Below are 24356 nucleotides of genomic sequence, written 5' to 3'. Positions count from 1 at the left end.
GCCACTAGGCTGGGCCCATCATGACCGAGAACACCGCAGCGGCCACCGGCTCCGCCGTCCGCGTCCGTTTCTGCCCCTCGCCCACCGGCACCCCGCACGTCGGGCTCATCCGCACCGCCCTGTTCAACTGGGCCCACGCGCGGCACGTCGGCGGCACGTTCGTCTTCCGCATCGAGGACACCGACCCCGAGCGGGACACGGAGGAGAGCTACCACCAGATCCTGGACGCCCTGCGCTGGCTCGGCCTGGACTGGGACGAGGGCGTCGAGGTGGGCGGACCGTTCGGTCCCTACCGGCAGTCCGAGCGGATGGACGTCTACCGCGACGTCGCCGCCCGGCTCCTCGAGGCGGGGTACGCCTACGAGTCGTACTCCACGCCGGAGGAGATCGAGGCGCGCCACCGGGCCGCCGGCCGCGACCCCAAGCTCGGCTACGACGGGTTCGACCGCGACCTCACCGAGGAGCAGAGGGCCGCCTACCGCGCGCAGGGCCGCGAGCCGGTCCTGCGCGTGCGCATGCCCGACGCCGACGTCAGCTTCACCGACGTCGTCCGCGGGGAGGTCACCTTCAAGGCCGGGTCGATCCCGGACTTCGTCGTCGTGCGCGCCAACGGGTTCCCGCTGTACACCCTCACCAACCCCGTCGACGACGCCCTCATGGGCATCACGCACGTGCTGCGGGGCGAGGACCTGCTCTCCTCCACCCCCCGCCAGGTGGTGCTCTACCGCGCCCTGCTCGACCTCGGCATCGCGAGCGTCATGCCGGTCTTCGGGCACCTGCCGTACGTCATGGGCGAGGGGAACAAGAAGCTGTCCAAGCGCGACCCCGAGTCGAACCTCTTCCTCCACCGCGACCGCGGCTTCACCCCCGAGGGCCTGCTCAACTACCTCGCGCTGCTCGGCTGGGGCATCTCCCCGGACAACGACATCTTCTCCAAGGAGGAGATGGTCGCGGCGTTCGACGTCGCCGACGTCAACCCCAACCCCGCGCGCTTCGACCTCAAGAAGGCCGAGGCCATCAACGCCACCCACCTGCGGATGCTCGACGCGGCGGACTTCCGGGCGCGGCTCGTGCCGTACCTGCACGCGCAGGGCCTCGTCTCGGCGGCCACGCTCGACGGCCTCACCGAGCGCGAGCAGGGGCTGCTCGCCGCCGCCTCACCGCTGGTCCAGGAGCGGATGACGCTCCTGGGCGAGGCCTCCGGGATGCTCGGGTTCCTCTTCGTCGGGGACGGCGACCTCGTCCTCGACCCCGACGCCGTCGGGGCCCTGCGCCCCGAGGCCGGGGACGTCCTCGATGCCTCGCTCGCCGCGCTGGAGCCGATCACCGAGTTCACCACGGAGCGGGTGGAGGCCGTTCTGCGCGAGGCCATCGTCGAGGGCATGGGCATCAAGCCCCGCTTCGCGTTCGCGCCGCTGCGCACGGCGGTGACCGGACGGCGGGTCTCACCGCCGCTGTTCGAGTCGATGGAGATCCTCGGCAAGGACGCCACGCTCGTCCGTCTGCGGCGCCTGCGCGAGCACCTCGCCGCCTGACCGCGCCCGGCCGTCAGCGGACGGTGGCGTCCCAGCGCCAGCTCTCGAGCCGGCCCAGCCCGGCGATGTCGCGGCGTCCGGTCTGCCACAGCAGCACCTCCTGCGCGCTGCCGAGGTCGTGGGGCGAGCCGGGGAAGAGGCGTGCCAGGACACCGGCGCACAGGTCCTCGGGAAGGTCGGCGACCTCGTCGTCGAGGGCGGTGAGGACGTCCCAGCCGTGGACGACGATCTCGCACACCCCCATCGCGGCGAAGCCGCCGGGGTCCGACTCCCCCCACGGGTGGTAGGCCCGGTCGGTGGCGTCGCCGACCTGCACCTGGGCGGCCAGCAGCTCGGCCATCGCCTCGAGGTTCGCCGCGAGCCCGACCGTCCCGGCCGAGCGCCGCGACCTCACCACCGTCTCACCGCCGTCGGCGGCGTCCACGGGCAGGTAGTCCCCGCGGGCGCGCCCGGCGAGCTGGAGCGCGTAGGCGAGGAGGTCGTCGAGGACGTGCTCGGCGGTGGCCCAGCAGGTCCACCCCAGGCCGTGCGCGTGGGCGTCGTAGTCGTAGTCGTCCGCGGGACGGGCGCGGAGCTCGGCGGCGAGCCACTGCGCTGCGTGCCGGACGTCGTCGGCTTCCATGGCGACACGGTAGCGGCGCCCGGGCGCCCGTGCGGCGGGGGCGTGAGGTCGGTCATAGTCGCCGTACCGGGTTTGGTCGGCGCGACGTCGCTCGGGTAGTGTTCTGCGACGGCACGACCTCCACCGGCCCGAGCGGCACGGCGGCGGTCGTACCCCCATGGGGTATGGTGTAATTGGCAGCACGACTGGTTCTGGTCCAGTTAGTCTAGGTTCGAGTCCTGGTACCCCAGCGGTCCGACCTTCGGCACGTGCGAGGGTCCAGCCAGGAACAACACGTCAGGGCCCCGTCGTCTAGCGGCCTAGGACACCGCCCTCTCAAGGCGGCGGCGCCGGTTCGAATCCGGTCGGGGCTACAACGAGCGAGAGGTCCTCACCACGCGGTGAGGGCCTCTCGCCGTCTCCGGGTCGCCCGTCCCGGGCCCGCCGGCGGGCGTGACGGGCGTCATAGCCGCCGGGCGCGACCTCGCCCGGACGGCTCGGGTATGCTCGTCCAGGCTCAGGGAAGCCATGGCCCCGTCGTCTAGCGGCCTAGGACACCGCCCTCTCAAGGCGGCGGCGCCGGTTCGAATCCGGTCGGGGCTACGACGAGCGAGAGGCTCCCACCACGCGGTGGGAGCCTCTCGTCGTACCCGGCCGGTGTCGCTCAGCCCTCCTCGGTCCGCTTGAGGACCTCGGTGAGGCGGTTCGCGGCGGCGACGACGGCCGCGGCGTGGAGCCGGCCGGGCTGACGGCCCATCCGCTCGATCGGGCCCGAGATGGAGACGGCGGCCAGCACCCGGCCGGACGGTCCGCGCACCGGCGCGGAGACCGACGCGACGCCGGGCTCGCGCTCGGCCACCGACTGCGACCAGCCGCGCCGGCGCACGGCCGAGAGCATCGTCGCGGTGAAGTTCGCGCCGTGCAGCCCGCGGTGCAGACGGTCGGGCTCCTCCCACGCGAGGAGGACCTGCGCCGCGGAACCCGCCAGCATGCTCAGGGTGGCGCCGACGGGGATGGAGTCGCGCAGCCCCATGGGCCGCTCGGCGGCGGCGACGCAGATGCGCTGGTCGCCCTGCCGCCGGTAGAGCTGGGCGGACTCGTTGGTGTGGTCGCGCAGCGCCGTGAGGACCGGCGTGGCCGCGGCCAGGAGCCGGTCCTCGCCCGCGGCGGAGGCGAGCTCGGCCAGGCGGGGGCCGAGGACGAACCGGCCCTGCATGTCGCGGGCGACGAGACGGTGGTGCTCGAGGGCGACCGCGAGCCGGTGCGCCGTCGGCCGCGCGAGGTGCGTGGCGCTGACGAGCTGGGCGAGGGTGGCGGGCCCCGCCTCCAGCGCACCGAGAACCGTGGCGGCCTTGTCAAGAACGCCGACTCCGCTAGAGTTGTCCATGGACCGATACTGGCATCTCAGCCACTGAGATTGCAAGTGTCCGACGAAGTGCCCCGCCGGGCAGGCCAAGAGCCCGGCCGTCGAGGAGGAGAAAGTCACGATGAGCGGAACGCTGGCCGAGAAGGTCTGGGACGCGCACGTGGTGCGCAAGGGAACCGACGGAGCGCCCGACCTGCTCTACATCGACCTGCACCTCGTGCACGAGGTGACGAGCCCGCAGGCGTTCGAGGGCCTGCGTCTCGCCGGCCGCCCGGTCCGCCGCCCCGACCTCACCATCGCCACCGAGGACCACAACACCCCGACGCTGGACATCGACCGTCCGATCGCGGACGCGACCAGCCGGACGCAGATCGAGACGCTGCGCCACAACGCGGAGGAGTTCGGGATCCGCCTGCACTCCCTCGGCGACGCCGACCAGGGCATCGTCCACGTCGTCGGCCCGCAGCTCGGGCTGACGATGCCGGGCCTGACGGTCGTGTGCGGCGACTCCCACACCTCCACCCACGGCGCCTTCGGCGCCCTGGCCTTCGGTATCGGCACGTCGGAGGTCGAGCACGTGCTCGCCACCCAGACGCTGCCGCTCGCGCCCTTCCGCACCATGGCGATCAACGTCAATGGCCGCCTGCGTGAGGGCACCACCGCCAAGGACATCATCCTGGCCATCATCGCCAAGATCGGGACCGGCGGCGGGCAGGGCTACGTCCTGGAGTACCGGGGGGAGGCGATCCGCAACCTCTCGATGGAGGCGCGGATGACGATCTGCAACATGTCCATCGAGGCGGGTGCGCGCGCCGGGATGATCGCCCCCGACGAGACCACCTTCGAGTACATCAAGGGCCGTCCGCACGCCCCCGAGGGCGCCGACTGGGACGCCGCCGTGGAGTACTGGCGCACCCTGCGGTCCGACGACGACGCCGTCTTCGACACCGAGGTCGACCTGGACGCCGCCGACCTCGAGCCGTTCGTCACCTGGGGCACGAACCCCGGGCAGGGCCTGCCGCTGTCGGCGAGCGTGCCGGACCCGGTCGACATCGTCGAGGAGTCCGAGCGCAAGGCTGCCGAGCGGGCCCTGGAGTACATGGACCTCGCCCCCGGGACGCCGCTGCGCGACATCCACGTCGACACCGTCTTCATCGGCTCGTGCACGAACGGGCGGATCGAGGACCTGCGCGCCGTCGCCGAGGTGCTCAAGGGACGCCGGAAGGCGGACGACGTGCGCGTCCTCGTCGTCCCCGGTTCCGCCCGCGTGCGCCTGCAGGCCGAGTCCGAGGGCCTGGACCAGGTGTTCCTCGACTTCGGCGCCGAGTGGCGCAACGCCGGCTGCTCCATGTGCCTGGGGATGAACCCCGACCAGCTCAAGCCCGGGGAGCGGGCGGCCTCGACGTCGAACCGCAACTTCGAGGGCCGGCAGGGCAAGGGGGGCCGCACCCACCTGGTGTCCCCGCTCGTCGCGGCCGCCACCGCCGTCCGCGGCACCCTGTCCGCCCCGGTCGACCTCGAGCCGGCCCAGACCACCGCCGTCGGCGCCTGAGGAGAGAGCCACCATGGACAAGTTCACCCAGCACACCGGCGTCGGCGTGCCGCTGCGCCGCAGCAACGTCGACACCGACCAGATCATCCCGGCCGTCTACCTCAAGCGCGTCACGCGCACCGGCTTCGAGGACGCGCTCTTCGCGGCGTGGCGCGGCGACCCCGGCTTCGTCCTCAACAAACCGGCGTACGCGAACGGGTCGGTGCTCGTGGCCGGTCCCGACTTCGGCACCGGCTCCTCCCGCGAGCACGCGGTGTGGGCGCTCAAGGACTACGGCTTCAAGGTGGTCCTCGCGCCGCGGTTCGCGGACATCTTCCGCGGGAACTCGGGCAAGCAGGGGCTCGTGGCCGGCGTCATCTCCCAGGAGGACGCCGAGATGCTCTGGAAGGTCCTCGAGAACGAGCCGGGCACCGAGGTCACCGTGGACCTGGAGGCACGGACCGTCGTCGCCGGCGACGTGCAGTGCACGTTCCAGATCGACGACTACACCCGCTGGCGGCTCATCGAGGGGCTGGACGACATCGGTCTGACGCTGCACAACGAGCCGGACATCACCGCCTACGAGCGTGAGCGTGCGTCGTGGCGGCCCAGGACGCTGCCGGCCCGGCACCTGCCGCCCGCGCACATCATGGCGGCGCGTCCTGTCACCGACAGCTCCCACCTGCCCGCCCACTCGGACGCACCGCTCGGCTGAGTCCGCCGCCGGGGCGCCGGCCGCCACGTGTCCGGGGACCGGGCGCGGCCAGGCGCCCCCCGGCCCGGGGGCGGTCGATCCGTCTGTGGTCGAGGCGACACGGCTTCAGGGTGCCCGGCCCGGCGGTGGCCGACGTATCCTGAGGCATCCCTGGCCACCCGGGCGGGGGCAGAGACAGTGCCCCGGCCCGGCCGGGGCCGGGTGAGGTGAGTATGAGCGGGCTCCTGACGATCGAGGGCGGCACGCCCCTGAACGGTGAGATCACCGTCCGCGGTGCCAAGAACTTCGTCTCCAAGGCGATGGTCGCCTCCCTCCTCGGTGAGGAACCGTCCGTGCTGCGCAACGTCCCGCTCATCCGGGACGTCGACGTCGTGTCCGACCTGCTGCGCCTGCACGGCGTCACCGTCGACCACGAGCGGGAGTCCGGGGTCATCCACCTCGACCCCAGCAACGTGGAGTCCGCGCACGTCGCCGACATCGACGCCCACGCCGGGTCCAGCCGCATCCCGATCCTCTTCTGCGGCCCGCTCCTGCACCGGCTCGGGGAGGCGTTCATCCCCGACCTGGGTGGCTGCCGGATCGGCGACCGGCCGATCGACTACCACCTGGAGATCCTGCGGCAGTTCGGGGCCGTGGTCGACAAGCGGACCCAGGGCATCCACCTCTCGGCGCCGCGGGGCCTGCACGGCGCGCGGATCGAGCTGCCGTACCCGAGCGTCGGGGCCACCGAGCAGACCCTCCTCACCGCCGTGCGGGCGGCCGGCCTGACGGAGCTGCGCAACGCGGCGATCGAGCCGGAGATCATGGACCTCATCGCCGTCCTGCAGAAGATGGGGGCGATCATCTCGGTCGACACCGACCGGACCGTCCGGATCGAGGGGGTGGCGCGCCTCGGGGGCTTCAGCCACACCTCGCTCGCCGACCGCATCGAGGCCGGCTCGTGGGCGTCGGCCGCGCTGGCCACCCAGGGCGACATCTTCGTGCGCGGGGCCACCCAGCCGGAGATGATGACCTTCCTCAACACGTTCCGGAAGGTCGGCGGGGCCTTCGACGTCCGCGAGGACGGCATCCGGTTCTGGCACCCCGGCGGTGAGCTCAGCTCGATCGTCCTGGAGACCGACGTCCACCCGGGCTTCATGACCGACTGGCAGCAGCCGCTGGTGGTCGCCCTGACCCAGGCGACCGGGCTGTCGATCGTGCACGAGACGGTGTACGAGAACCGGTTCGGCTTCACCGAGGCGCTGCGCGGCATGGGCGCGAAGATCCAGATCTACCGCGAGTGCCTCGGCGGGCTGCAGTGCCGCTTCGGCCAGCGCAACTTCAACCACTCCGCCGTCGTCTCCGGACCCACGCCGCTGCGCGCGGCCGACATCATGGTGCCGGACCTGCGTGGCGGCTTCTCCCACCTCATCGCCGCGCTCACCGCCCAGGGGACCTCCCGGGTCAGCGGGATCGACATCATCAACCGCGGGTACGAGAACTTCCAGGTCAAGCTCGAGGCCCTCGGCGCGCGCGCTCTCGTCGCCGCCTGAGCCGGCACCTGGCCCCGGTGGCCGGTCAGCGGCGTGGTCCGCCGGCCGGCCGCTCCGGCACGTACCTCGCCACATCGGTGGCGCGGCGCCGCAACGGCGCCAGACTGGAGTCATGAACACCGCCGAGCTGCTGATCGAGGCCTACTCCCGGGTGCCGGACGAGGTCGAGCGCGTCCTCGACGGCCTGACCGCCGAGGAGCTCCTCCGCCGGCCGGACGCCGACGCCAACTCGATCGCCTGGCTGGTGTGGCACCTCGCCCGGGGCCAGGACTCCCAGGTGTCGGCCGTGGCGGGCACCGAGCAGTCCTGGGTGAGCGACGGCTGGGTCGACCGCTTCGCGCTCGACCTGCCCGCCCTCTCGACGGGGTACGGGCACTCGAGGGACGACGTCGCCAAGGTCCGGGCCGGCGCCGACGACCTCACCGGCTACCTCCGCGACGTCCACCGTCGCACCTGCGAGTACCTGGCCACCCTCGCCGAGGAGGACCTCGACCGCGTGGTCGACGAGAGCTGGCAGCCGCCGGTGACCCTGGGGGTGCGGCTCGTGAGCGTCGTCGCCGACGACCTCCAGCACCTCGGGCAGGCCTCCTACGTCAAGGGCCTGGTGCTCAGGGCGCGCGAGAGCCGCTGATACCACGGGTGGCCGGCGGCGTCCGAACCGCCACGGCGGGGGTGCGGACGGCCATAGCATCGCCACGTGGCTCGTTCAGCGTCCCGCGGCTACCGGCTGGCGGCAGCCCTGATCCTCCCCGTCATGCGTGCCAGCACCCGCCGGAGCTGGCGAGGGGGTGAGCACCTCCCCACCACGGGGTTCATCGCGGTCTCGAACCACGTGTCCAACTTCGACCCCCTCACGCTCGCCCACTTCCTCTACGACCACGGTGCCCCGCCGCGGTTCCTCGCGAAGGACTCGCTCTTCGAGATCCCCCTCCTCGGCCGGGTGATCCGTGCGCTCGGCCAGATCCCGGTCGAGCGCGGAACCGCGCAGGCGGGGCACTCGCTGACGGCGGCCGAGGGGGCGCTCGCGGCCGGGGAGTGCGTGGTCATCTTCCCCGAGGGCACGCACACCCGCGATCCGCACCTGTGGCCGATGGTGGGCAGGACAGGGGCGGCGCGCCTGGCCCTGCGCACGGGGGCACCCGTCGTCCCGATCGCGCAGTGGGGCGCCCACCGGGTGGTGCCGCGGTACTCGGCGTCGTTCAGGCCGTTCCCGCCCAAGGAGGTGATGGTCGTCGCGGCGCCGCCCGTGGACCTGTCCGAGCTGTCGGCCGACGACGGCGACGCCATCCGGGTGGCGAGCGCGCGGATCATGGCGGCCGTGACCGACCAGCTGGCCGAGATCCGCGGCGAGGCACCGCCGGCCCGGCCCTACGACATGCGTCTCGACGGCGACCCGCGTGCGTCGTTCGACGCCGCCCGCGCCGCCCGCCGCGCCGCCCGCCGAGCGCGCCGCGCGCGACGGCAGGCGCTGCGGCAGCGGGTGCTCGGTCGCGCCCCGCTCGCTCCTGCCGTTGCCGCCGGGCGGTCGCGGGTGAAGACTGACCGCGTCACCGCAGACGATGAAGGGACCGCACATGTCCGACCACACGTACAAGGTCAGTGAGATCGTCGGGACGTCCCCCGACGGGGTCGACCACGCCATCCGGAACGCCCTCGCCAAGGCCTCGGAGACGCTCCACGGCCTCGACTGGTTCGAGGTCGTCAACGTCCGCGGTCATCTCGAGGAGGGCGTCATCAAGCACTTCCAGGTGACGATCAAGATCGGCTTCCGGCTGGACTGACCGACCGGGCGCGGTCGGCCGGCCCCAGGCCGGGCCGGCCGCGCACCCGGGCAGCGACCGCCGTGGCCGGAGCGGTCCGCGCCGGTCAGTCCTCGGTCTGGATGTCGACGACCAGCCGGCTCGGATCGGTCAGCGTGAAGACCCGGAACGGCCTCTCGGAGTCCAGACCGATGAAGGCCTGGTTCTGCCCCTCGAAGATCCCGGTGACGTAGACCTCCTCGACCGCGTCCGTCTCCTCGACGTCGACCTCGCCGGAGGGCAGCACCCGGTCGAGCTCGTCCTCCTCCGGGATCCGCACCCCCGTGGCGACGACCTGCAGCGTCGCGTCGCCGTCGATGTCGATCTCGGTCCCGCGCGGGTCCTCGATCGCGACGTCGACGTACTCCACCCGCCAGCCGGGCGTCCCGGTCCCCTCGAAGTCGAGGACGACGCGCTCGAACCCCTCGTGGGCGCCCGCGCGCACGGCCACGGGCAGCAGGTCACCGCCGCCCGAGGGCCACTCGGGATCGTTCTGGGCGTCGGTCGAGTAGACGACGTCCTCGCCCGGCTCGTCGGTCTCCTCGGCGGGTTCGGCCGTGCCGCCGGCGGTCGCGGTCGCGGTCGCGGTCGCGGTGGGGGACGGGGCGGCCGTCGTGGGGCTGCCCGTCCCGTCGGCGCTCGTCGCCGGCGGGGCGGCCGGCTCGGACGGTCCGCCGCCGCACGCCGTCAGGACCAGCAGCAGGGCCGTGCCTGTGGTCGCGGTAATGGTCGAACGCTTCATGGTGGCCTCCCAGCTCCGGGCGCGTGCCGCCCTGGCGTCCACGGTAGGAGGCGCCACCCGCACGGGGGACGGCGAAGCACCGGCCGAGGCCGAATCGTGACCCGGCGACCGTCCGGGGCGAGCTGCGCAGCGGCGCCGGTGGGACCTCAGGCCGGGTTGGTCGCCACGATGACGAGCGTGCCGGGGTGGTCGACGACGTACCAGACCGTGGTGCCCTCGGGGAGCCCGACGTAGAGGGTGGTGCCGTTCTCGTCCGGCGTGCCGACGCTGACCCCGCCGACGTACCGCAGGGGCGGTGCGTCCACGCGCCGACCGGCGACCAGGTCCCCGCCGAGGGGGTCCGTGGCGCCGGGGATGCGGACGAACGCCGTGTCGACGCCGTCGGGGACCTCGACGCCCGGCGGCAGCTCCGTGGGCCCGACGACGCTGGTGAGCAGACCGGCGAGCCCGTCGCCGTCGTAGCTCACGACCACGCGGCTCTGGCTCTCGCCCTGCTCGTACATCTCGACACCGGTGAGGGCGTAGGGCCCGGGACCGTCCGCGGGGACCTCGAGGCCGTCGTCGGGGTCGAGGGAGGACAGGCCACCGAGCCACGGCTCGCCCGCGACGTCGACGTCCGCCAGGGGCGGGGGGTCCGCCCGCGGCTCCCAGGGGTAGTCGGCCGGCAGGACGTCCGCGTCGGGGCGGGCGGGACGGGGACGCCGTGCCGCCGTCGGTGGGGCGCTCTGCCCCGGTCGGAGTGGGTGACGGGGCGGTGGTCGGGGCCGGCTCGGCGGTCCGCCCGCTGCTCGCGCCGGGGCTCGAGGTACCGGGGGTGGTCGCCGTGCACGCCGCCAGCAGGACGGCCGTCGTCGCGAGGGCGGCCACCGCCCGTCTGCTCCCGTCCGCCACCCGTGCCCCCTCAGCCGGGACCCACCCCGCCTCGTCGTCGCCTCGTCGGCGCTCCGTCGCTGGAGCCGCTGCCCCCACGCTAGGGGACCGCCGCGCTGCGGGCGACCGCATCAGCCCTGCTGAGCCAGCCGCAGCGCGCGGTCGAGATCCGCCCAGAGGTCCTCGACGTCCTCGATCCCCACGCTGAGCCGCAGCAGGTCCTCCGGCACCGTCGGTGCCTCGGCCGCCAGGCGACGGCGGCGCTCGAGGCTCGACTCGACCCCACCCAGGCTCGTGGCCGGCACCCAGAGCCGCACCGCCTCCGTGAGCGCGTCGGCGGCCGCGGCCCCGCCGACCGGCCGCAGCGTGAGGATCGAGCCGTACCCGTTCATCAGCGCGGTCGCCCGCTCGTGCTGCGGATGGCTGGGCAGACCCGGGTGGCTGACCCCGGCCACGAGGGGGTGCCGCTCCAGCCGCCGCGCGAGCTCGAGCGCACTGGCCTGCGACCGCTCGACCCGCAGGGCCAGGGTCCGCAGGCCGCGCAGCGCCAGCCACGACTCCCACGGACCCGCGATCGCGCCGCCGGTCGTCCGGCGGGCGTGGAGGCGCCGGCGCAGCCCCGCGTCGTCGGTGACGGCGGCACCGAGCAGCACGTCGGAGTGCCCGGCGAGGAACTTCGTCACCGAGTGGACGACGACGTCGGCGCCCTGGCCCAGCGGCCGCTGGCCCAGCGGGGTGGCGAAGGTGTTGTCGACGACGGTGAGGGCCCCCGCCTCGCGCGCGGCGGCGGCGAGCGCGGGCACGTCGGCCACCTCGAGCATGGGGTTGGTCGGTGACTCGATCCACAGCACGCTCGCGGCGGCACCGTCGGCCGGACGCAGGGCCGCGACGACGGCGTCGGTGTCGGCGATGTCGACGAGCCGGACCTCGGAGCCCTCCCGCTGCGCCTGCTCGCGGGCCGCCGTCAGGGTGGCGAGATAGGCGTGACGCGGCGCGACGACCGCCGTCCCCGGGGCGGCGAGGCGGAGGGCGGCGTCGATCGCGGCCATGCCGGAGGAGAAGACCAGCGCCGGCAGGGCCGAGCCCTCCAGCGCCCCGATCGTCTCCTCCAGGGGGTGCCAGGTCTCGGTGTCGTAGCGCGCGTACAGCAGCTCCCCGCCCGGCTCGCGGGTGGAGACGTAGGTGCTGCTCAGCACGACGGCCGGGTTGACCGGGCCACCCTTGACACGGTCGGGCCGGCCCGCGGCGACGGCGACGGTCGCGGGGGAGAGGCGTTCGGGCAGGTTCTCGGTGCTCACCGGGCCAGGCTATGCGGCCCGGGGGCCCGCTGCGGGTACCCTCCAACCGATGTCCAACGACGCGAGAACCCCCGACGGCGAGGCCGTCGCACCCCGCCGCGACGACGCCGCGGCCCCCGCCCGTGACGGCGCGCCCGCCGACGGTGCCCGCCGGACCCGCGTGGCCGTCCTGTTCGGCGGCCGCAGCGGCGAGCACCCGGTCAGCTGCGCCACGGCCGCGGGCGTGCTGCGCGCGATCGACCGGGACCGCTACGAGGTCGTCCCGATCGGGATCACCCGGGCCGGGGAGTGGGTGCTCACCGCCGACGACCCCGCCCGCCTCGAGGGCGGTCGTGCCGAGATCCAGCCGGCCGACGGGCGACTGCTCGTCCCGCTGGGCGAACGACCGGGTCCCCTCGTCGTCGCCGAGCCCGGCCGGGTGCCCGACGAGCTGGCCGCCGTCGACGTCGTCCTGCCCCTCCTGCACGGCCCCTACGGCGAGGACGGCACCCTCCAGGGCCTGCTCGAGATGGCCGGGACCCGCTACGTCGGCTCGGGCGTCCTCGCCTCCGCCGTCGGCATGGACAAGCACTACATGAAGGTCGTGCTCGCCGGCCACGGGCTCCCGGTGGGGCCCTACACCGTCATCACCCCCCGGGCCTGGCGCACCGACCCGGCCGCGGCGCTCGACGCCGTCGCCTCTCTCGGGCTGCCGGTGTTCGTCAAGCCCGCCCGGGCCGGGTCGTCCCTGGGCATCACGAGGGTCGAGCGGGCCGAGGACGTCGCGGCCGCCGTCGAGGAGGCCCAGCGGCACGACCCGAAGGTGATCGTCGAGGCCGGGATCGTCGGCCGCGAGATCGAGTGCGCCGTCCTCCAGGGCCACGGCGACGACGCGCCGCGCACCTCGGTGCCGGGCGAGATCGTCCTCGACCAGCCGGCCGCCGGCTTCTACGACTACGAGACGAAGTACCTCGACACCGCCGCCCTGACCATGTCGGCCCCGGCAGACCTGCCGCGCGAGGTGGCCGACCGGGTCCGCGAGCTCGCCGCGGCGGCCTTCGAGGCGCTGGGGTGTGAGGGCCTCGCACGCGCGGACTTCTTCTACACCGACGGCGGCGACGTCGTCATCAACGAGCTCAACACCATGCCCGGGTTCACACCGTTCTCCATGTACCCGTTGCTGTGGGAGAAGTCCGGGCTGAGCTACACCGAGCTCATCGACGAGCTCATCTCGCTGGCGCTGGAGCGGCCGGCGGGCCTGCGGTAGCGGGCGGCCGGCGAACCGGCGCCGGCGCGCGGGGCTGGGCCGATCACCGCGGGCGCTTCGCGCGGTCGCGCCGGAGGGCCTCGAGCACGGACCGGGTGTCGCCCGTCACCCCGAGAAACGTGGACGCGGCGTGCGCGGCGAGGTCGTCGAGCGCCGTCTGCAGAGCGCGTCCGGCGAGGCGGACGTCCGGCCGCGGCGAGACGGAGCCCGCCTCGGCGAGGTCGGCGGCGAAGATCAGCGCCTCGCCGATGTCACGCCGCTCCTCGCCCTCCCGGAAGTAGTAGGTCTCGGAGTACTGGGTGAGGTCCACGCCGACCTGGGTGACCGCCGCCGCCAGGTCGGCCAGGACGACGGCCGGCAGGTCGGCGTCGAGCGTGCGGACCTCGCGCTCGAGGCCCGCACGCCGCAACCCCGACAGCGTCATCACCGCCGTGCGGCGGCGCACCAGCGCCGGCTGCACCTGCAGCACCCAGGTGACCGCCGCCGTGAGGATGGCGAACCCCATGAGCGCCTCGAGCGGCGCCACCAGCCGCAGCCCCGTCGCGGCGGGGACGACGTCGCCGTAGCCGAGGGTCGCCAGCGTGACGACGGAGACGTAGAGTGCGTCCGCGGCCGTGCTGCGCCCGCTCACGTCCAGGCCGCTGCTGTGGACGAACCCGGCCGGCATGTGTGGCCAGTACACCAGGGCCCAGCCGACGACGGCGAGCGAGACCCAGGCGGCGATGACGGCCACCAGCGCGCTCGGTCCGGCGAGCTCGCGAAAACGGGGCCCGCCGCGGGCCGTCAGACGCCAGACACCGGCCATCGCGGCACCGCTGATCCGGCCCTGCCCGCTCGGGTGGAAGATCGTGTGGAAGACGTCCCACACGACCCCGAGCACGAGCAGGACCCCTACGACCGACACCGCGACCGACACCGGTCCCGCCATGAACGCCTCCTCATCGTCGACCCGCGCTAGCTCCACCCGGGCGCACCGGCCGCGTCGTCCACGGCACGGACATCCGCCACGCTAGGGCGTCCGGCCGGGCCGCGCAGCCCGGTCAGGCGTCGGTCGCCCCCACGCAGGCGCGCTCGGCCCGGACGAGGGAGACCGCACCGGCGAGGTCGACCAGCGCGGCCGTCGGCTGCCCGCCCACCTGCTCGACGGGGACGACGACCTCGATCGCGGGCCGGCGCCCGTACGTGATGAAGGTCCACGAGCCGCCGCCCTGGCGGGCGTGCTCGGGCAGGTCGGGGTCGTCCCCCTCCAGCGCGATCCAGTCGACGGCGGTGCCGTCGCCGGAGTCCACGCTCAGGCACCGGTCGGTCGTGGGCCCCGGCGGGGCGACGCCGCACCGCAGCGTCACGGCGGGGTCGCCCCACGCCGTCGCCGCCTGGGTGGTGGTCGAGCGCCGCTCGAGACCGCCGAGGACGTCGGGGGTCGCCTGGAGGACGCGGGCGCACACCGGGTCGGCGGCCAGCTCCCCGGGGGGCAGCGAGACCGGGGCGGCGCACCCGGACAGGACGGCGGCGGCCGTGAGCGCGAGCGCGACGCGACGACGGGGCATGGAGCCACCCTAGGCTCGCGGAGGGTGACGGCCACGCCGTAGCGTGGCGGGGTGACCCAGCCCACCGTCGCGGACCTCGACGAGGACGCCCTCATCGCCTCGTTCGTCCCCCTGCTGCCACGGGGCAGCCGCACGCTCGTCCCCACCGGGGACGATGCCGCCGTCGTCGCCGCCCCCGACGGCCGGTTCTGCGTCTCCACCGACCTGCTCGTCGCCGGGCACCACTTCCGGCCGGAGTGGTCCTCGGCCGCCGACGTGGGGTGGCGTGCCGCGATGCAGAACCTCTCCGACATCGCGGGCATGGGGGCGGTCCCGACCTCCATGGTCATGGGACTCGTTCTCCCGCCGAGCACCCCGGTGGCCTGGGTGCACGACCTGTGCCGGGGGTTCGCCGAGGCGTGCGGTCCGCTCGACGTGGGTGTCGACGGCGGCGACCTCTCCGCCGGGGAGCAGCTCGTCGTCGCCGTGACGGTGCACGGCGACCTCGGCGGGCGCGCGCCGATCCTGCGCTCGGGCGCGAGGCCGGGCGACGTCGTCGCTCACGCGGGCGCGCTGGGCCGGTCCGCGGCCGGCCACGCCCTCCTGACGGAGGGACGTCACGGCGGCTCCGACGAGGCGCTCATCGCCGACTTCCTGCGCCCCCGCCCCGCGCTCGACGCCGGCCCGGCGGCCGCCGCGGCCGGGGCCAGCGCCCTCATGGACGTCTCGGACGGCCTGCTGCGCGACGGCCGTCGGCTGGCCCGCGCGTCCGGGGTCGTGCTCGACCTCGAGCCGCTCGAGGACTCGGTGCCGTCCGCCCTCGCGGGGCTCGCCGACGCCGCGGCCCGGCTCGGGGTCGACCCCGCGGTGTGGGCGCTGACCGGCGGGGAGGACCACGGCATGCTGGCGACGTTCCCCGCCGGCACGCTGCCCGCCGGGTTCACGCGGCTCGGCACCGTCCGGGCGGCCGCCGGGGCGCAGGCGGGCGCGGTGCTCGTCGGTGGGGTCGAGCCGACGATCAGCCCGGGGTGGGACCACTTCCGGCGATGAGGACCAGGACGCGCGGCATGGCGGCGGCGGCGGCGGCGCTGCTGGCCGGGTGCGGCGCGGGGACGGAGGGCGACGTGGAGCGACCCGGGGACGCGGGGAGCGCGTCGTCGCCGGCGACCCCGACGGGAGGACCGAGCCAGCCTCCGAGCCCGGGGGCGTCGTCGGCCGCTCCGACCGGAGCCGCGGCGCTCGCCGTCGAGGACCTCACGGACCGCCTGGGCGTCGCCGCCGAGGACGTCGCGGTGGTGCGGGTCGAGGAGGTCACCTGGCGCGACGCGTCCCTGGGGTGCCCGAGCCCGGGGATGGCCTACGCGCAGGTCCTCACCAACGGCACGCTCGTCGTGCTCGAGGTGGACGGGACCACGTACGAGTACCACTCGGGCGGCTCGCGGGCACCTTTCCTGTGCGAGAACCCCCAGGCCCCGCTCTGAGGGCGCGCCCCACGGCGCGCCCCGCCCCGGCACGCGCCGCTCGACCGGCACGCGCCGCTCGACCGGCACGCCCGACACGGCACGCCGGACACGGAGCTCCCGACACGGCACGCCGGACACGGAGCTCCCGACACGGCACGCCGGACACGGAGCTCCCGACACGGCGCTCCCGGCTCGCGGGCCCGCCCGGGAAGCGCTGTCATGATGTGCCGATGACAATGCCCACTGTCGAGCTCCACCTCCACCTCGAGGGCACCCTCGAGCCCGAGCTCATCTACGCCCTGGCCGAGCGCAACGGGATCGACCTGCCCTACGACGGCATCGAGGACCTGCGCTCGCGGTACTCCTTCACCGGGCTCCAGAGCTTCCTCGACCTGTACTACGCGAACATGGTCGTCCTGCGCACCGAGGAGGACTTCGCCGACCTCACCCGCGCCTACCTGGACCGGGCCCGCCGGGCGGGGGTCAGGCACGCCGAGGTCTTCCTCGACATCCAGGCCCACACCGCCCGGGGCGTGCCGGCCGCCGTCGCCCTCGGGGGCGTGACCGGCGTCCTGGCCACGAGCGAGGCGGACCACGGCATCACGAGCGGCCTCATCATCACCTTCCTGCGCCACCTTCCCGCCGAGGACGCCCGCACGGCGCTCGAGGAGGTCCTCGCCCTGGGCTTCCCGGTCCTCGGGGTCGGCCTGTGCTCCAGCGAGGTCGGGCCCGCCGCGCCGTTCAAGGACACCTTCGACCTCGCCCACGCCCGCGGCCTGCACCGGGTCGCCCACGCCGGGGAGGAGGGCCCGGCCGCCAACGTCCGGGAGGTCCTCGACGTCCTGGGCGTCGAGCGGGTCGACCACGGCATCCGCGCGCTCGAGGATGACGCGCTCGTCGACCGGCTCGTCGCCGAGCGGGTCCCGCTGACCCTGTGCCCGCTGTCCAACCTCCGCCTGCAGGTGGTGGACTCCCTGGCCGACTACCCCCTTGTCGGGATGCTCGAGCGGGGCCTGGTCGTCACGGTCAACTCCGACGACCCCGCCTACTTCGGCGGCTACGTCGACGACAACGTCCGTGAGCTCACCCGGCTGCTGGGCCTGACCCCCGACCAGCTCGCCACCCTCGCCCGCAACGGCGTGGAGGCCGCGTTCGTCGACGACGCCCGTCGGGCGGAGCTCACAGCCGAGGTCGACGCCTGGCACGCCGCGCAGGCGTAGGGGCCATAGGTCGGTGTCGTCGGGCCGCTCGGGTCCCTAGCGTGGGGAGTCCGGGCGATAGAGGAGGGCGACGTGGACGTCGGACGGAGCGTGCGGGCCAACCTGCGCGGCGCGGTGGAGGTGGCCGGCCACCTCCTGGCCGCGCCGCTCCTGCGGCGCCGGCACGCGACCTGGGGAGCGACCCCGGCCGAGGTCCGCGGCGCCCTGCCGGGCGACGAGCTGCTCGCGCCGGGCGCCTCCGCCACGACCCGGGCGATCACGGTCGCGGCCCCGCCGGAGCGGGTGTGGCCGTGGCTGGTCCAGGTGGGGCAGGGTCGCGGCGGCTTCTACAGCTTCCAGCGGCTCGAGAACCTCGCGCGGTGCCGCATCCGCAACGTGGACCGGATCCTGCCGCACCTGCAGACCCTCGCCGCGGGCGACGACGTCCGGCTCGCCGCCACCGCGCCGCCCCTGCGGGTGGCGCGGCTCGAGCCCGAGCGCGATCTCGTCCTCGCCGGTGGTCCCGCGGGCGGACCTGCCGTGGGGCGCTGGAGCCTGCACGTGCGGCCCCTGCCGGAGGGGCGGTCCCGGCTCGTGGAGCGGGTCTCGTTCGCCCCGGCGTCGGCCGCGCCGGTCCGGCTCCTCGCGCGCCTGGGCGTGCTCGAGGCCGTCCCGTTCGTCATGGGCAGGGAGATGCTGCGGAACATCAGGGCCCTGGCCGAGCGGTCGTCGCCCGGGGCCCGCGCGCGCGGCGCCGCCTCCGAGGTCCCGGTCGTGGGACCGGTCCTGGCCTGACGGTGACGCACGAAGGGCCGCGCACCCTCACGGGTGGCGGCCCTGGCGGCGCGTCGGGTCAGACGGCGCGGGTGACCTTGTCGGCCTTGAGGCACGAGGTGCACACGTTCACACGCTTGGGCGCGCCGTTGACGAGCGCGCGGACGCGCTGGATGTTCGGGTTCCAACGGCGGCTGGTCCGCACGTGGGAGTGCGAGACGCTCTTGCCGAAGCTGGGGCGCTTGCCGCAGACGTCGCAGGTGGCAGCCACGGTCGTTCTCCTGATCTTCTCGCTGACGCGCGGCCGGGGCGGCCGTACGCGATGTCTCCAGCCCGGCGGGCAGGCATGGGCCTGAGGTCGCGGGCAACCTGGCAAGAGTACCCGACCACGGGCCGGGGCCCCAAACCATGCCGGTGACGCGGCCGGTGGCGTCGACCACAGCGGCACGGCGCCGTGTCGGCGCCACCGGCTAACCTGCCACACGTGAGCACCGACCACGTGGGCACCGGGGGGGCGCGCGCGGGCGCACCGCTCGCGCGCGGCGTCCGCCACGACCCCGCCGTCGCCGGGGACGTGCGCTTCCGCCTCGGACGGTCGCTGAAGGACCTCCTCGGCGAGCGCACGGCCAAGGCGCTGGACAAGATCGGACTGCGCACCGAGGAGGACATCCTCCGTCACTACCCGCGTCGCTACGGCGACCGCGGCCGCCTGTCCGACCTGCGCAGCCTCGCCGTGGGCGAGCACGTCACGGTCATCGCCCAGGTGGCCCGGACCTCGGCGCGGCGCATGCAGAACCGTCCCGGGGCGATCCTCACGTCGATCATCACCGACGGCACCAACGAGCTCACGCTGACGTTCTTCGGCAAGAACCTCGGCACGGTGAAGTACCACGAGGGCCGGCTCCGGCCCGGGGAGAGCGGGATGTTCACCGGGACGGTGAGCGACTACCGCGGGACCCGCCAGCTCACGCACCCGGACTACCGGACCTTCCGCGACGTCGACGACGAGGCCGCGGCGATGGAGAGCATGGACTGGCCGATCCCCATCTACCCGGCCAGCGCGGAGATGCCGTCCTGGAAGGTCGCCGACGCCGTGCAGACCGTCCTGCGGCCGCTGCGCCTCGAGGACGTGCCCGAGCCGCTGCCGGCGCAGTACCGCCGTGAGCACGGCCTGCCCGGGGCCCTCGAGGCCTTCCGCTCGATCCACCTGCCGCACAGCGAGGGGGAGTGGCGGCGCGCGCAGGACCGCATGCGTCACGAGGAGGCGTTCGTCCTGCAGACGGCGCTGGCGCGCCGCCGGGCCGCGGCGCTCGCCGAGCCCGCGACGGCCCGGCCGCCGCGCGCCGGCGGGATCCGTGAGGCCTTCGAGGCGCGTCTGCCCTTCACCCTGACCGCCGGGCAGCGCGAGGTCGGCGACGTCGTCGCCGAGGAGCTGGCCCGCCCCGTGCCCATGCAGCGCCTCCTCCAGGGCGAGGTGGGCTCGGGCAAGACCGTCGTCGCGCTCCGGGCGATGCTCCAGGTGGTCGACGCCGGCGGGCAGGCGGCCCTGCTCGCCCCGACCGAGGTCCTGGCCCACCAGCACCACCGCTCCATCACCGGGCTGCTCGGACCGCTGGCCGAGGGCGGGATGCTCGGCGGCGCCGAGGAGGGCACCCGCGTGGTGCTGCTCACCGGGTCGATGGGCGCCGCCGCCCGGCGCAAGGTGCTCGCCGCCGCCGCGTCCGGGGAGGCCGGCATCGTCGTGGGCACCCACGCCCTCCTCGGTGACGTGGTCCAGCTCGCCGACCTCGGCCTCGTCGTCGTCGACGAGCAGCACCGGTTCGGGGTGGAGCAGCGCGACGCCCTGCGGGCGAAGGCCCGGGTGAGCCCGCACCTGCTCGTCATGACCGCCACGCCGATCCCGCGCACGGTGGCGATGACGAGCTTCGGGGACCTCGAGACGTCCACGCTGCGCGAGCTGCCGGCAGGCCGGGCCGGGGTGACCACCTCGGTCGTGCCCGCCGGCAACGAGCGGTGGGTCCGGCGCATGTGGGAGCGCATCCGCGAGGAGGTCGACGGCGGGGGTCGCGCCTACGTCGTGTGCCCGCGGATCGACGCGGCGGACGACGCCGCCCTCGTGGCCGACGGGGACCCCGACGACGTGCCGGCCGACCTGCTCGACGCCGCCGCGCCGGCCGGCCCGCCGCTGGCGTCGGTGGAGGAGGTCACCGAGCTGCTCCGGGCCGTCCCGGCGCTGGCGGGGGTCGCCGTCGGGCAGATGCACGGGCGCCTGAGCGGGGAGGAGAAGGACGCTGCCATGCGCGCCTTCGCCACCGGCGAGACCCCGGTGCTGGTGTCCACCACCGTCATCGAGGTCGGGGTCGACGTCCCCGACGCCACCGTCATGGTCGTCCTCGACGCCGACCGGTTCGGGCTGTCCCAGCTGCACCAGCTGCGCGGCCGGATCGGCCGCGGTGACCGGCCGGGGGTGTGCATGGCGGTCACCGCGGCCGCGCCCGGCAGCCCCGCCTTCGCCCGGGTCGGGGCGTTCGCGACGACGGCGGACGGCTTCCGCCTCGCGGAGCTGGACCTGGAGATGCGACGGGAGGGCGACGTCCTGGGGGCAGCGCAGTCCGGGCGCGGCACGTCCTTGCGCCTCCTCCGGGTGACCAAGGACGCCGAGATCATCGACGCCGCCCGGGCGGCGGCGCGGGCGGTCGTCGCGGCCGACCCGGAGCTCGCCGAGCACACCGATCTCGCCGAGGTGCTGGCCCGGCACGTCGACGAGGAGACCGCCGCCTACCTCGAGCGGGCGTAGCGACGCGGCGGCCTCGCAGCCGCTCGCGGACGGGTCGGACGGGCGCGGGTCGGTGCACGGTTCGATGCGCGGGTCGGCAGGGCGGGTGCTGTCAGCCCCGCAGGGCGATCCAGATGAACAGCTGGGTGAGCAGGAACCCCGTGACCATGTTGAGCCAGATGAACCGGCGCCACCCGCCGTTCGCCCGTTCGCAGTCCTCGTCCGGCAGCGACCGGTAGGGGGCGACGCTGAGGACGTAGGGCACGACGAGGAGGCCGGCCAGCGCCCCGGGGAAGCCGGTGCCCAGCACGACCACGCCGGCGAGGACGTACAGCGCCATCGCCAGCCGGACGGTGCGGGCCGCGCCCAGCCAGGTGGCGATCGAGCCGATGCCCGCGGACCGGTCCGCCACGACGTCCTGGACGGCGCCGAAGGCCTGGGAGGCCATGCCCCAGAGGAAGAAGGCGACCATCGCCGCCACCGCCGCCCCGGTGGGTGCGGCTCCCGCGAGGGCGAGCCCGAAGACCGCCGGGCTGACGAAGTGCGTCGCCGAGGTGGCCGAGTCCAGGACGGGCCGCTCCTTGAACCGCAGGCCGGGCGCGGAGTAGGCCACCACCGCGAAGACGCTCACCGCGAGCACGAGCGCCGACGTCGCCGTGCCGATCAGGAGGAGGGCGAGGAGGAAGGGGAGGTTGCTCAGGACCGCCGACCACAGGGTGACCCGGTGCCACCGCCGCGCCAGGACGATGCCCTCGATGCCGCCCTTGCGCGGGTTGCGCAGGTCGGACTCGAAGTCGAAGACGTCGTTGATGCCGTACATGAGGAGGTTGTACGGGACGAGGAAGTACAGGGTGCCGACGAGGAGGGCGACGTCCACGCCACCGCCGGCCAGGAGGTACGCGGCCGCGAACGGGTACGCGGTGTTGATCCAGCTGACGGGTCGGGAGGAGCCGACGACCTGGCGCAGGGCCGCGCTCGCACCGCCTGTCTGCGACACGCTCATGCGTTCCTCCCGGTCGCTTCCGCCGCGGTGGTCTGGTTGGTCGAGGTGGCCGGACCGGCCGAGGCGGTCGACGCCGTCGACGACGACCGGCTGGCCCGCAGGGCCACCAGCGCCGGCAGCCCGAGCCCGGCGGCCACCGGCCACGCCAGGTCCTCCACGGGCGCCAGGCCGAGACGCAGCCCGGTCAGCGCGGCCTCGTCGAACCGGAACAGGTCCGCGGCGATCATCACGGAGTCGAACACGACGGTGAGCACGACGAGCGCCACGACCGTGACCGCCGTCGCGAGCCACCACCGGCGCGGCGGCCGCACCGTCCACCAGGCCACGACCAGGACCGCGACGGCCACGGCGACGAACAGCAGGCCCAGGCCGAGGTAGGTCACCGCCGTGCCCCCTGCCGGACGGGCGCCGCCGGGAGCAGGCGGAGCGCGAGGGCGTGCAGCACGAGGGTGAGGTAGCACAGGAAGGTGATGAAGAACAGCTCCTCGAGCGGCAGCTCGGGCAGCAGCTCGATCCCGGTCATCGCCGCCGACTCGCCGCGCTCGAAGAAGCCCAGCGCGATGGCGGTGAGGTCCCACAGGAGGAAGAACGCGACGCCGGCGAGGAGCGCCCCGGCCGCCCGGCGGGGCCGGCGCCACAGGACCAGGCGCCACCGGCGGTCCATGACCACCATCGACGCCAGCGAGACGGCCAGGGCGAGCAGGTACTCCCACCCCGTCACAGCGGGACCGCCAAGGGCTCGGTGGAGTGGTCGTGACGCAGCCGTTTGAGCATGATCTCGGCGCTGATGAGGCACATCGGCAGCCCGATCCCGGGGATCGTGCTCGACCCGGCGTAGTACAGCCCGGCCACCCGGCGCGAGGCGTTGGACCCGCGCAGGAACGCGCTCTGGCGGAGCGTGTGGGCGGGCCCGAGCACCCCGCCCGACCAGGCGTTGAGCTCCGCCGCGAAGTCCGCCGGACCGACCGTGCGGCGCACGACGACCCGCTCGCGCAGGTCCCCGATGTCCGCCCAGGCGGCGATCTGGTCGATGGCGGCGTCGGCGATCCGCTCGACGGCGGGGTCGCCGGCGCCGTCGACGCCCCCGCGCCCCAGGGTGACGTCGGCCGGGACCGGCACGAGGACGAAGACGTTCTCCGTGCCCGGCGGGGCGACCGTCGGGTCGGTCTGGGACGGCTTGCAGACGTACGACGACGCGGGTTCCGGCACCCGGGGGGAGCGGCCGAAGATGGCGTCGAAGTTGCTCTGCCAGTCCGTGGTGAAGAACAGCGAGTGGTGGGGGAGCTCGGGCAGGCTGCCGCGCACGCCGAGGTAGAGCAGGACGGCGCCCGGTCCGGAGGTCCGGCGGTCCCACCAGCGCTGCGGGTAGGTCCGGAGGGGCTCGGGGAGGAGCTGGGTCTCGACGTGGTGCAGGTCGGCCGCGGCGACGACGACCTCGGCCCGGACGGTGTGCTCGGCGCCGTCGGCGGTGCGGTAGCGCACCCCGCGCGCCCCGGCGCGGACGCCGGCGCGGCGGGCGGCGGCGGACAGGCCACGGCGGCGCGCGACCCGCTCGGGGACGGCGCCGGTGAGGATCGCGGTGACCGTCGCGCCGGTGTGCAGGCGCGCGCCCTCGCGCACGGCCAGTGCGGCGACGACCTCGATGAGGCGGGTGAAGCCGCCCTGGGGGTACCGCACGGCGTCGGCGATGTCCATGTGGCTCATGAGGTGGTACATGCTGGGCGCCCGGTCGGGCGAGGAGCCGAGGAAGACCGCCGGGTAGCCGAGCACCTGGCGCAGGCGCGGGTCCTGGAACCGGGCGGCGACGAACGAGCCCAGGGGCCGGAGCAGGAGCTCGGCCAGGCGCGGCGCCCGGACCAGGACGTCGCGGTGCAGCAGCGACCGCGGCGAGGCGAAGGTCGTGTAGAGGAACCGTCGCACCGCCAGGTCGTAGGCCTGCCGCGCGGAGGCGAGGTAGGCCTCGAGCCGGCGTCCCGCGCCGGTCTCGACCGACTCGAACGTCGCGATGTTCGCGGCCCGGTCGGCCCGGATGTCGAGGGGGGCGGAGCCGTCCTCGAAGAAGACCCGGTAACCGGGGTCCAGGACGCTGAGGTCGAGCTGCTCCGCGGCCGAGGTGCCGAGCAGCTCGAAGAAGTGGTCGAACACCTCGGGCATGAGGTACCACGACGGTCCGGTGTCGAACCGGAAGCCGCCGGACTCCCAGGACCCGGCCCGGCCGCCGAGCTCGTCGTTCTGCTCGAGCAGGTCCACCTCGTACCCCTCGCGGGCCAGGAGCGCGGCGGAGGCCAGACCGGCGATCCCGCCGCCGACGACGACGGCGCGCGGCCGGGCGCCGTCACCGGTCCCGGGCCGGTCCGGCACGGCACCGGCGTCGCCGGGC

The 24356-nt window shown here is 74.7% G+C and carries 25 protein-coding genes and 3 tRNA genes; 16 read left to right on the top strand and 12 right to left on the bottom strand.

From position 1 onward, the window contains the following. The first annotated feature begins 20 nt into the window (after positions 1-20). The gene (gltX, locus tag EDD32_RS00380; RefSeq protein ID WP_123913628.1) at positions 21-1535 is read left to right on the top strand and encodes a glutamate--tRNA ligase; all 1515 of its coding nucleotides are present in this window, start codon (positions 21-23) and stop codon (positions 1533-1535) included. A 13-nt stretch (positions 1536-1548) separates the two neighbouring features. On the opposite strand, the gene EDD32_RS00375 is transcribed toward gltX, so the two are convergent. After that, the gene (locus tag EDD32_RS00375) at positions 1549-2157 is read right to left on the bottom strand and encodes a DinB family protein (protein WP_123913626.1); all 609 of its coding nucleotides are present in this window, start codon (positions 2155-2157) and stop codon (positions 1549-1551) included. Positions 2158-2315: 158 nt separating this feature from the next. Between EDD32_RS00375 and EDD32_RS00370 the strand changes: the two genes are divergently transcribed. From EDD32_RS00370 to EDD32_RS00360, 3 genes are all read left to right on the top strand, one after another. Beyond that, positions 2316-2387: transfer RNA gene (locus tag EDD32_RS00370), tRNA-Gln, on the top strand. Positions 2388-2437: 50 nt separating this feature from the next. Beyond that, positions 2438-2510: transfer RNA gene (locus EDD32_RS00365), tRNA-Glu, on the top strand. A 156-nt stretch (positions 2511-2666) separates the two neighbouring features. Beyond that, a tRNA-Glu gene (locus tag EDD32_RS00360) sits at positions 2667-2739 on the top strand. Positions 2740-2800: 61 nt separating this feature from the next. On the opposite strand, the gene EDD32_RS00355 is transcribed toward EDD32_RS00360, so the two are convergent. Then, the gene (locus EDD32_RS00355) at positions 2801-3523 is read right to left on the bottom strand and encodes an IclR family transcriptional regulator (protein ID WP_123913624.1); all 723 of its coding nucleotides are present in this window, start codon (positions 3521-3523) and stop codon (positions 2801-2803) included. A 100-nt stretch (positions 3524-3623) separates the two neighbouring features. Here EDD32_RS00355 and leuC point away from each other — a divergent pair, with 100 nt between their 5' ends. The 6 genes from leuC (at position 3624) to EDD32_RS00325 (ending at position 9061) form a co-directional block, all read left to right on the top strand. Beyond that, the gene (leuC, locus tag EDD32_RS00350; RefSeq protein WP_123913622.1) at positions 3624-5054 is read left to right on the top strand and encodes a 3-isopropylmalate dehydratase large subunit; all 1431 of its coding nucleotides are present in this window, start codon (positions 3624-3626) and stop codon (positions 5052-5054) included. Positions 5055-5067: 13 nt separating this feature from the next. Continuing rightward, positions 5068-5748 (top strand): 3-isopropylmalate dehydratase small subunit, encoded by a 681-nt coding sequence (gene leuD / locus EDD32_RS00345; protein WP_123913620.1) that lies wholly within the window; start codon positions 5068-5070, stop codon positions 5746-5748. Between the two features lie 212 nt (positions 5749-5960). Further along, the gene (gene murA / locus EDD32_RS00340; protein ID WP_123913618.1) at positions 5961-7280 is read left to right on the top strand and encodes a UDP-N-acetylglucosamine 1-carboxyvinyltransferase; all 1320 of its coding nucleotides are present in this window, start codon (positions 5961-5963) and stop codon (positions 7278-7280) included. A 112-nt stretch (positions 7281-7392) separates the two neighbouring features. Then, positions 7393-7911, top strand: a complete 519-nt coding sequence (locus tag EDD32_RS00335; protein ID WP_123913616.1) for a mycothiol transferase — start codon at positions 7393-7395, stop codon at positions 7909-7911. A gap of 66 nt (positions 7912-7977) precedes the next feature. Then, positions 7978-8883, top strand: coding sequence for a lysophospholipid acyltransferase family protein (locus tag EDD32_RS00330; RefSeq protein ID WP_246005902.1), 906 nt, complete (start codon positions 7978-7980; stop codon positions 8881-8883). After that, complete coding sequence (locus EDD32_RS00325) at positions 8855-9061, top strand: dodecin (protein WP_123913614.1); 207 nt, start codon at positions 8855-8857, stop codon at positions 9059-9061. The genes EDD32_RS00330 and EDD32_RS00325 overlap by 29 nt, the downstream gene beginning before the upstream one ends. 85 nt (positions 9062-9146) lie before the next feature. On the opposite strand, the gene EDD32_RS00320 is transcribed toward EDD32_RS00325, so the two are convergent. The 3 genes from EDD32_RS00320 to EDD32_RS00310 form a co-directional block, all read right to left on the bottom strand. Continuing rightward, positions 9147-9821, bottom strand: a complete 675-nt coding sequence (locus tag EDD32_RS00320; RefSeq protein ID WP_123913612.1) for an AMIN-like domain-containing (lipo)protein — start codon at positions 9819-9821, stop codon at positions 9147-9149. Positions 9822-9967: 146 nt separating this feature from the next. Then, positions 9968-10324 carry a hypothetical protein gene (locus tag EDD32_RS00315; RefSeq protein ID WP_123913610.1) on the bottom strand — a complete coding sequence of 119 codons (357 nt, stop codon included), beginning with the start codon at positions 10322-10324 and terminating at the stop codon, positions 9968-9970. Between the two features lie 498 nt (positions 10325-10822). Next, positions 10823-11989, bottom strand: coding sequence for a trans-sulfuration enzyme family protein (locus EDD32_RS00310; protein WP_246005901.1), 1167 nt, complete (start codon positions 11987-11989; stop codon positions 10823-10825). 49 nt (positions 11990-12038) lie between these two features. Here EDD32_RS00310 and EDD32_RS00305 point away from each other — a divergent pair, with 49 nt between their 5' ends. Next, positions 12039-13235 (top strand): D-alanine--D-alanine ligase family protein, encoded by a 1197-nt coding sequence (locus tag EDD32_RS00305; protein WP_123913608.1) that lies wholly within the window; start codon positions 12039-12041, stop codon positions 13233-13235. A 43-nt stretch (positions 13236-13278) separates the two neighbouring features. On the opposite strand, the gene EDD32_RS00300 is transcribed toward EDD32_RS00305, so the two are convergent. After that, positions 13279-14163 (bottom strand): potassium channel family protein, encoded by an 885-nt coding sequence (locus EDD32_RS00300; protein WP_123913606.1) that lies wholly within the window; start codon positions 14161-14163, stop codon positions 13279-13281. Positions 14164-14275: 112 nt separating this feature from the next. Beyond that, positions 14276-14782 (bottom strand): DUF3515 family protein, encoded by a 507-nt coding sequence (locus EDD32_RS00295; protein WP_123913604.1) that lies wholly within the window; start codon positions 14780-14782, stop codon positions 14276-14278. A gap of 51 nt (positions 14783-14833) precedes the next feature. Between EDD32_RS00295 and EDD32_RS00290 the strand changes: the two genes are divergently transcribed. From EDD32_RS00290 to EDD32_RS00275, 4 genes are all read left to right on the top strand, one after another. Continuing rightward, the gene (locus EDD32_RS00290; RefSeq protein ID WP_123913602.1) at positions 14834-15811 is read left to right on the top strand and encodes a thiamine-phosphate kinase; all 978 of its coding nucleotides are present in this window, start codon (positions 14834-14836) and stop codon (positions 15809-15811) included. Next, a complete protein-coding gene (locus EDD32_RS00285; protein ID WP_123913600.1) occupies positions 15808-16242 on the top strand; it encodes a hypothetical protein in 435 nt (144 codons plus the stop codon). Before EDD32_RS00290 ends, EDD32_RS00285 begins: the two co-directional genes overlap by 4 nt. Positions 16243-16454: 212 nt before the next feature. Further along, complete coding sequence (locus EDD32_RS00280) at positions 16455-17444, top strand: adenosine deaminase (RefSeq protein WP_123913598.1); 990 nt, start codon at positions 16455-16457, stop codon at positions 17442-17444. A gap of 72 nt (positions 17445-17516) precedes the next feature. Beyond that, complete coding sequence (locus tag EDD32_RS00275) at positions 17517-18218, top strand: SRPBCC family protein (protein WP_211338676.1); 702 nt, start codon at positions 17517-17519, stop codon at positions 18216-18218. Between the two features lie 58 nt (positions 18219-18276). On the opposite strand, the gene rpmB is transcribed toward EDD32_RS00275, so the two are convergent. Then, positions 18277-18468, bottom strand: coding sequence for a 50S ribosomal protein L28 (gene rpmB, locus EDD32_RS00270; protein ID WP_098484684.1), 192 nt, complete (start codon positions 18466-18468; stop codon positions 18277-18279). 303 nt (positions 18469-18771) lie between these two features. Here rpmB and EDD32_RS00265 point away from each other — a divergent pair, with 303 nt between their 5' ends. Beyond that, positions 18772-20994, top strand: coding sequence for an ATP-dependent DNA helicase RecG (locus EDD32_RS00265; protein ID WP_123919984.1), 2223 nt, complete (start codon positions 18772-18774; stop codon positions 20992-20994). A 91-nt stretch (positions 20995-21085) separates the two neighbouring features. Here EDD32_RS00265 and EDD32_RS00260 read toward each other — a convergent pair whose 3' ends face one another. From EDD32_RS00260 to crtI, 4 genes are read right to left on the bottom strand one after another with little or no spacing between them, the layout of a single operon-like run. Next, positions 21086-21976 (bottom strand): prenyltransferase, encoded by an 891-nt coding sequence (locus tag EDD32_RS00260; protein ID WP_123913596.1) that lies wholly within the window; start codon positions 21974-21976, stop codon positions 21086-21088. Then, on the bottom strand, positions 21973-22359 hold the full coding sequence (locus EDD32_RS00255) for a lycopene cyclase domain-containing protein (RefSeq protein ID WP_123913594.1): 387 nt from the start codon (positions 22357-22359) through the stop codon (positions 21973-21975). Before EDD32_RS00255 ends, EDD32_RS00260 begins: the two co-directional genes overlap by 4 nt. Then, positions 22356-22697 carry a lycopene cyclase domain-containing protein gene (locus tag EDD32_RS00250; RefSeq protein ID WP_123913592.1) on the bottom strand — a complete coding sequence of 114 codons (342 nt, stop codon included), beginning with the start codon at positions 22695-22697 and terminating at the stop codon, positions 22356-22358. The genes EDD32_RS00255 and EDD32_RS00250 overlap by 4 nt, the downstream gene beginning before the upstream one ends. Next, the gene (crtI, locus tag EDD32_RS00245) at positions 22694-24337 is read right to left on the bottom strand and encodes a phytoene desaturase family protein (protein WP_123919982.1); all 1644 of its coding nucleotides are present in this window, start codon (positions 24335-24337) and stop codon (positions 22694-22696) included. The genes EDD32_RS00250 and crtI overlap by 4 nt, the downstream gene beginning before the upstream one ends. Positions 24338-24356: the final 19 nt, after the last annotated feature.

Origin of the sequence: Georgenia muralis (assembly GCF_003814705.1) — a bacterium.
GTDB classification, from domain to species: Bacteria; Actinomycetota; Actinomycetes; order Actinomycetales; family Actinomycetaceae; genus Georgenia; species Georgenia muralis.
Note: the sequence above shows the minus strand (reverse complement) of the source record. Positions and strands in the feature narration are given on the sequence as shown.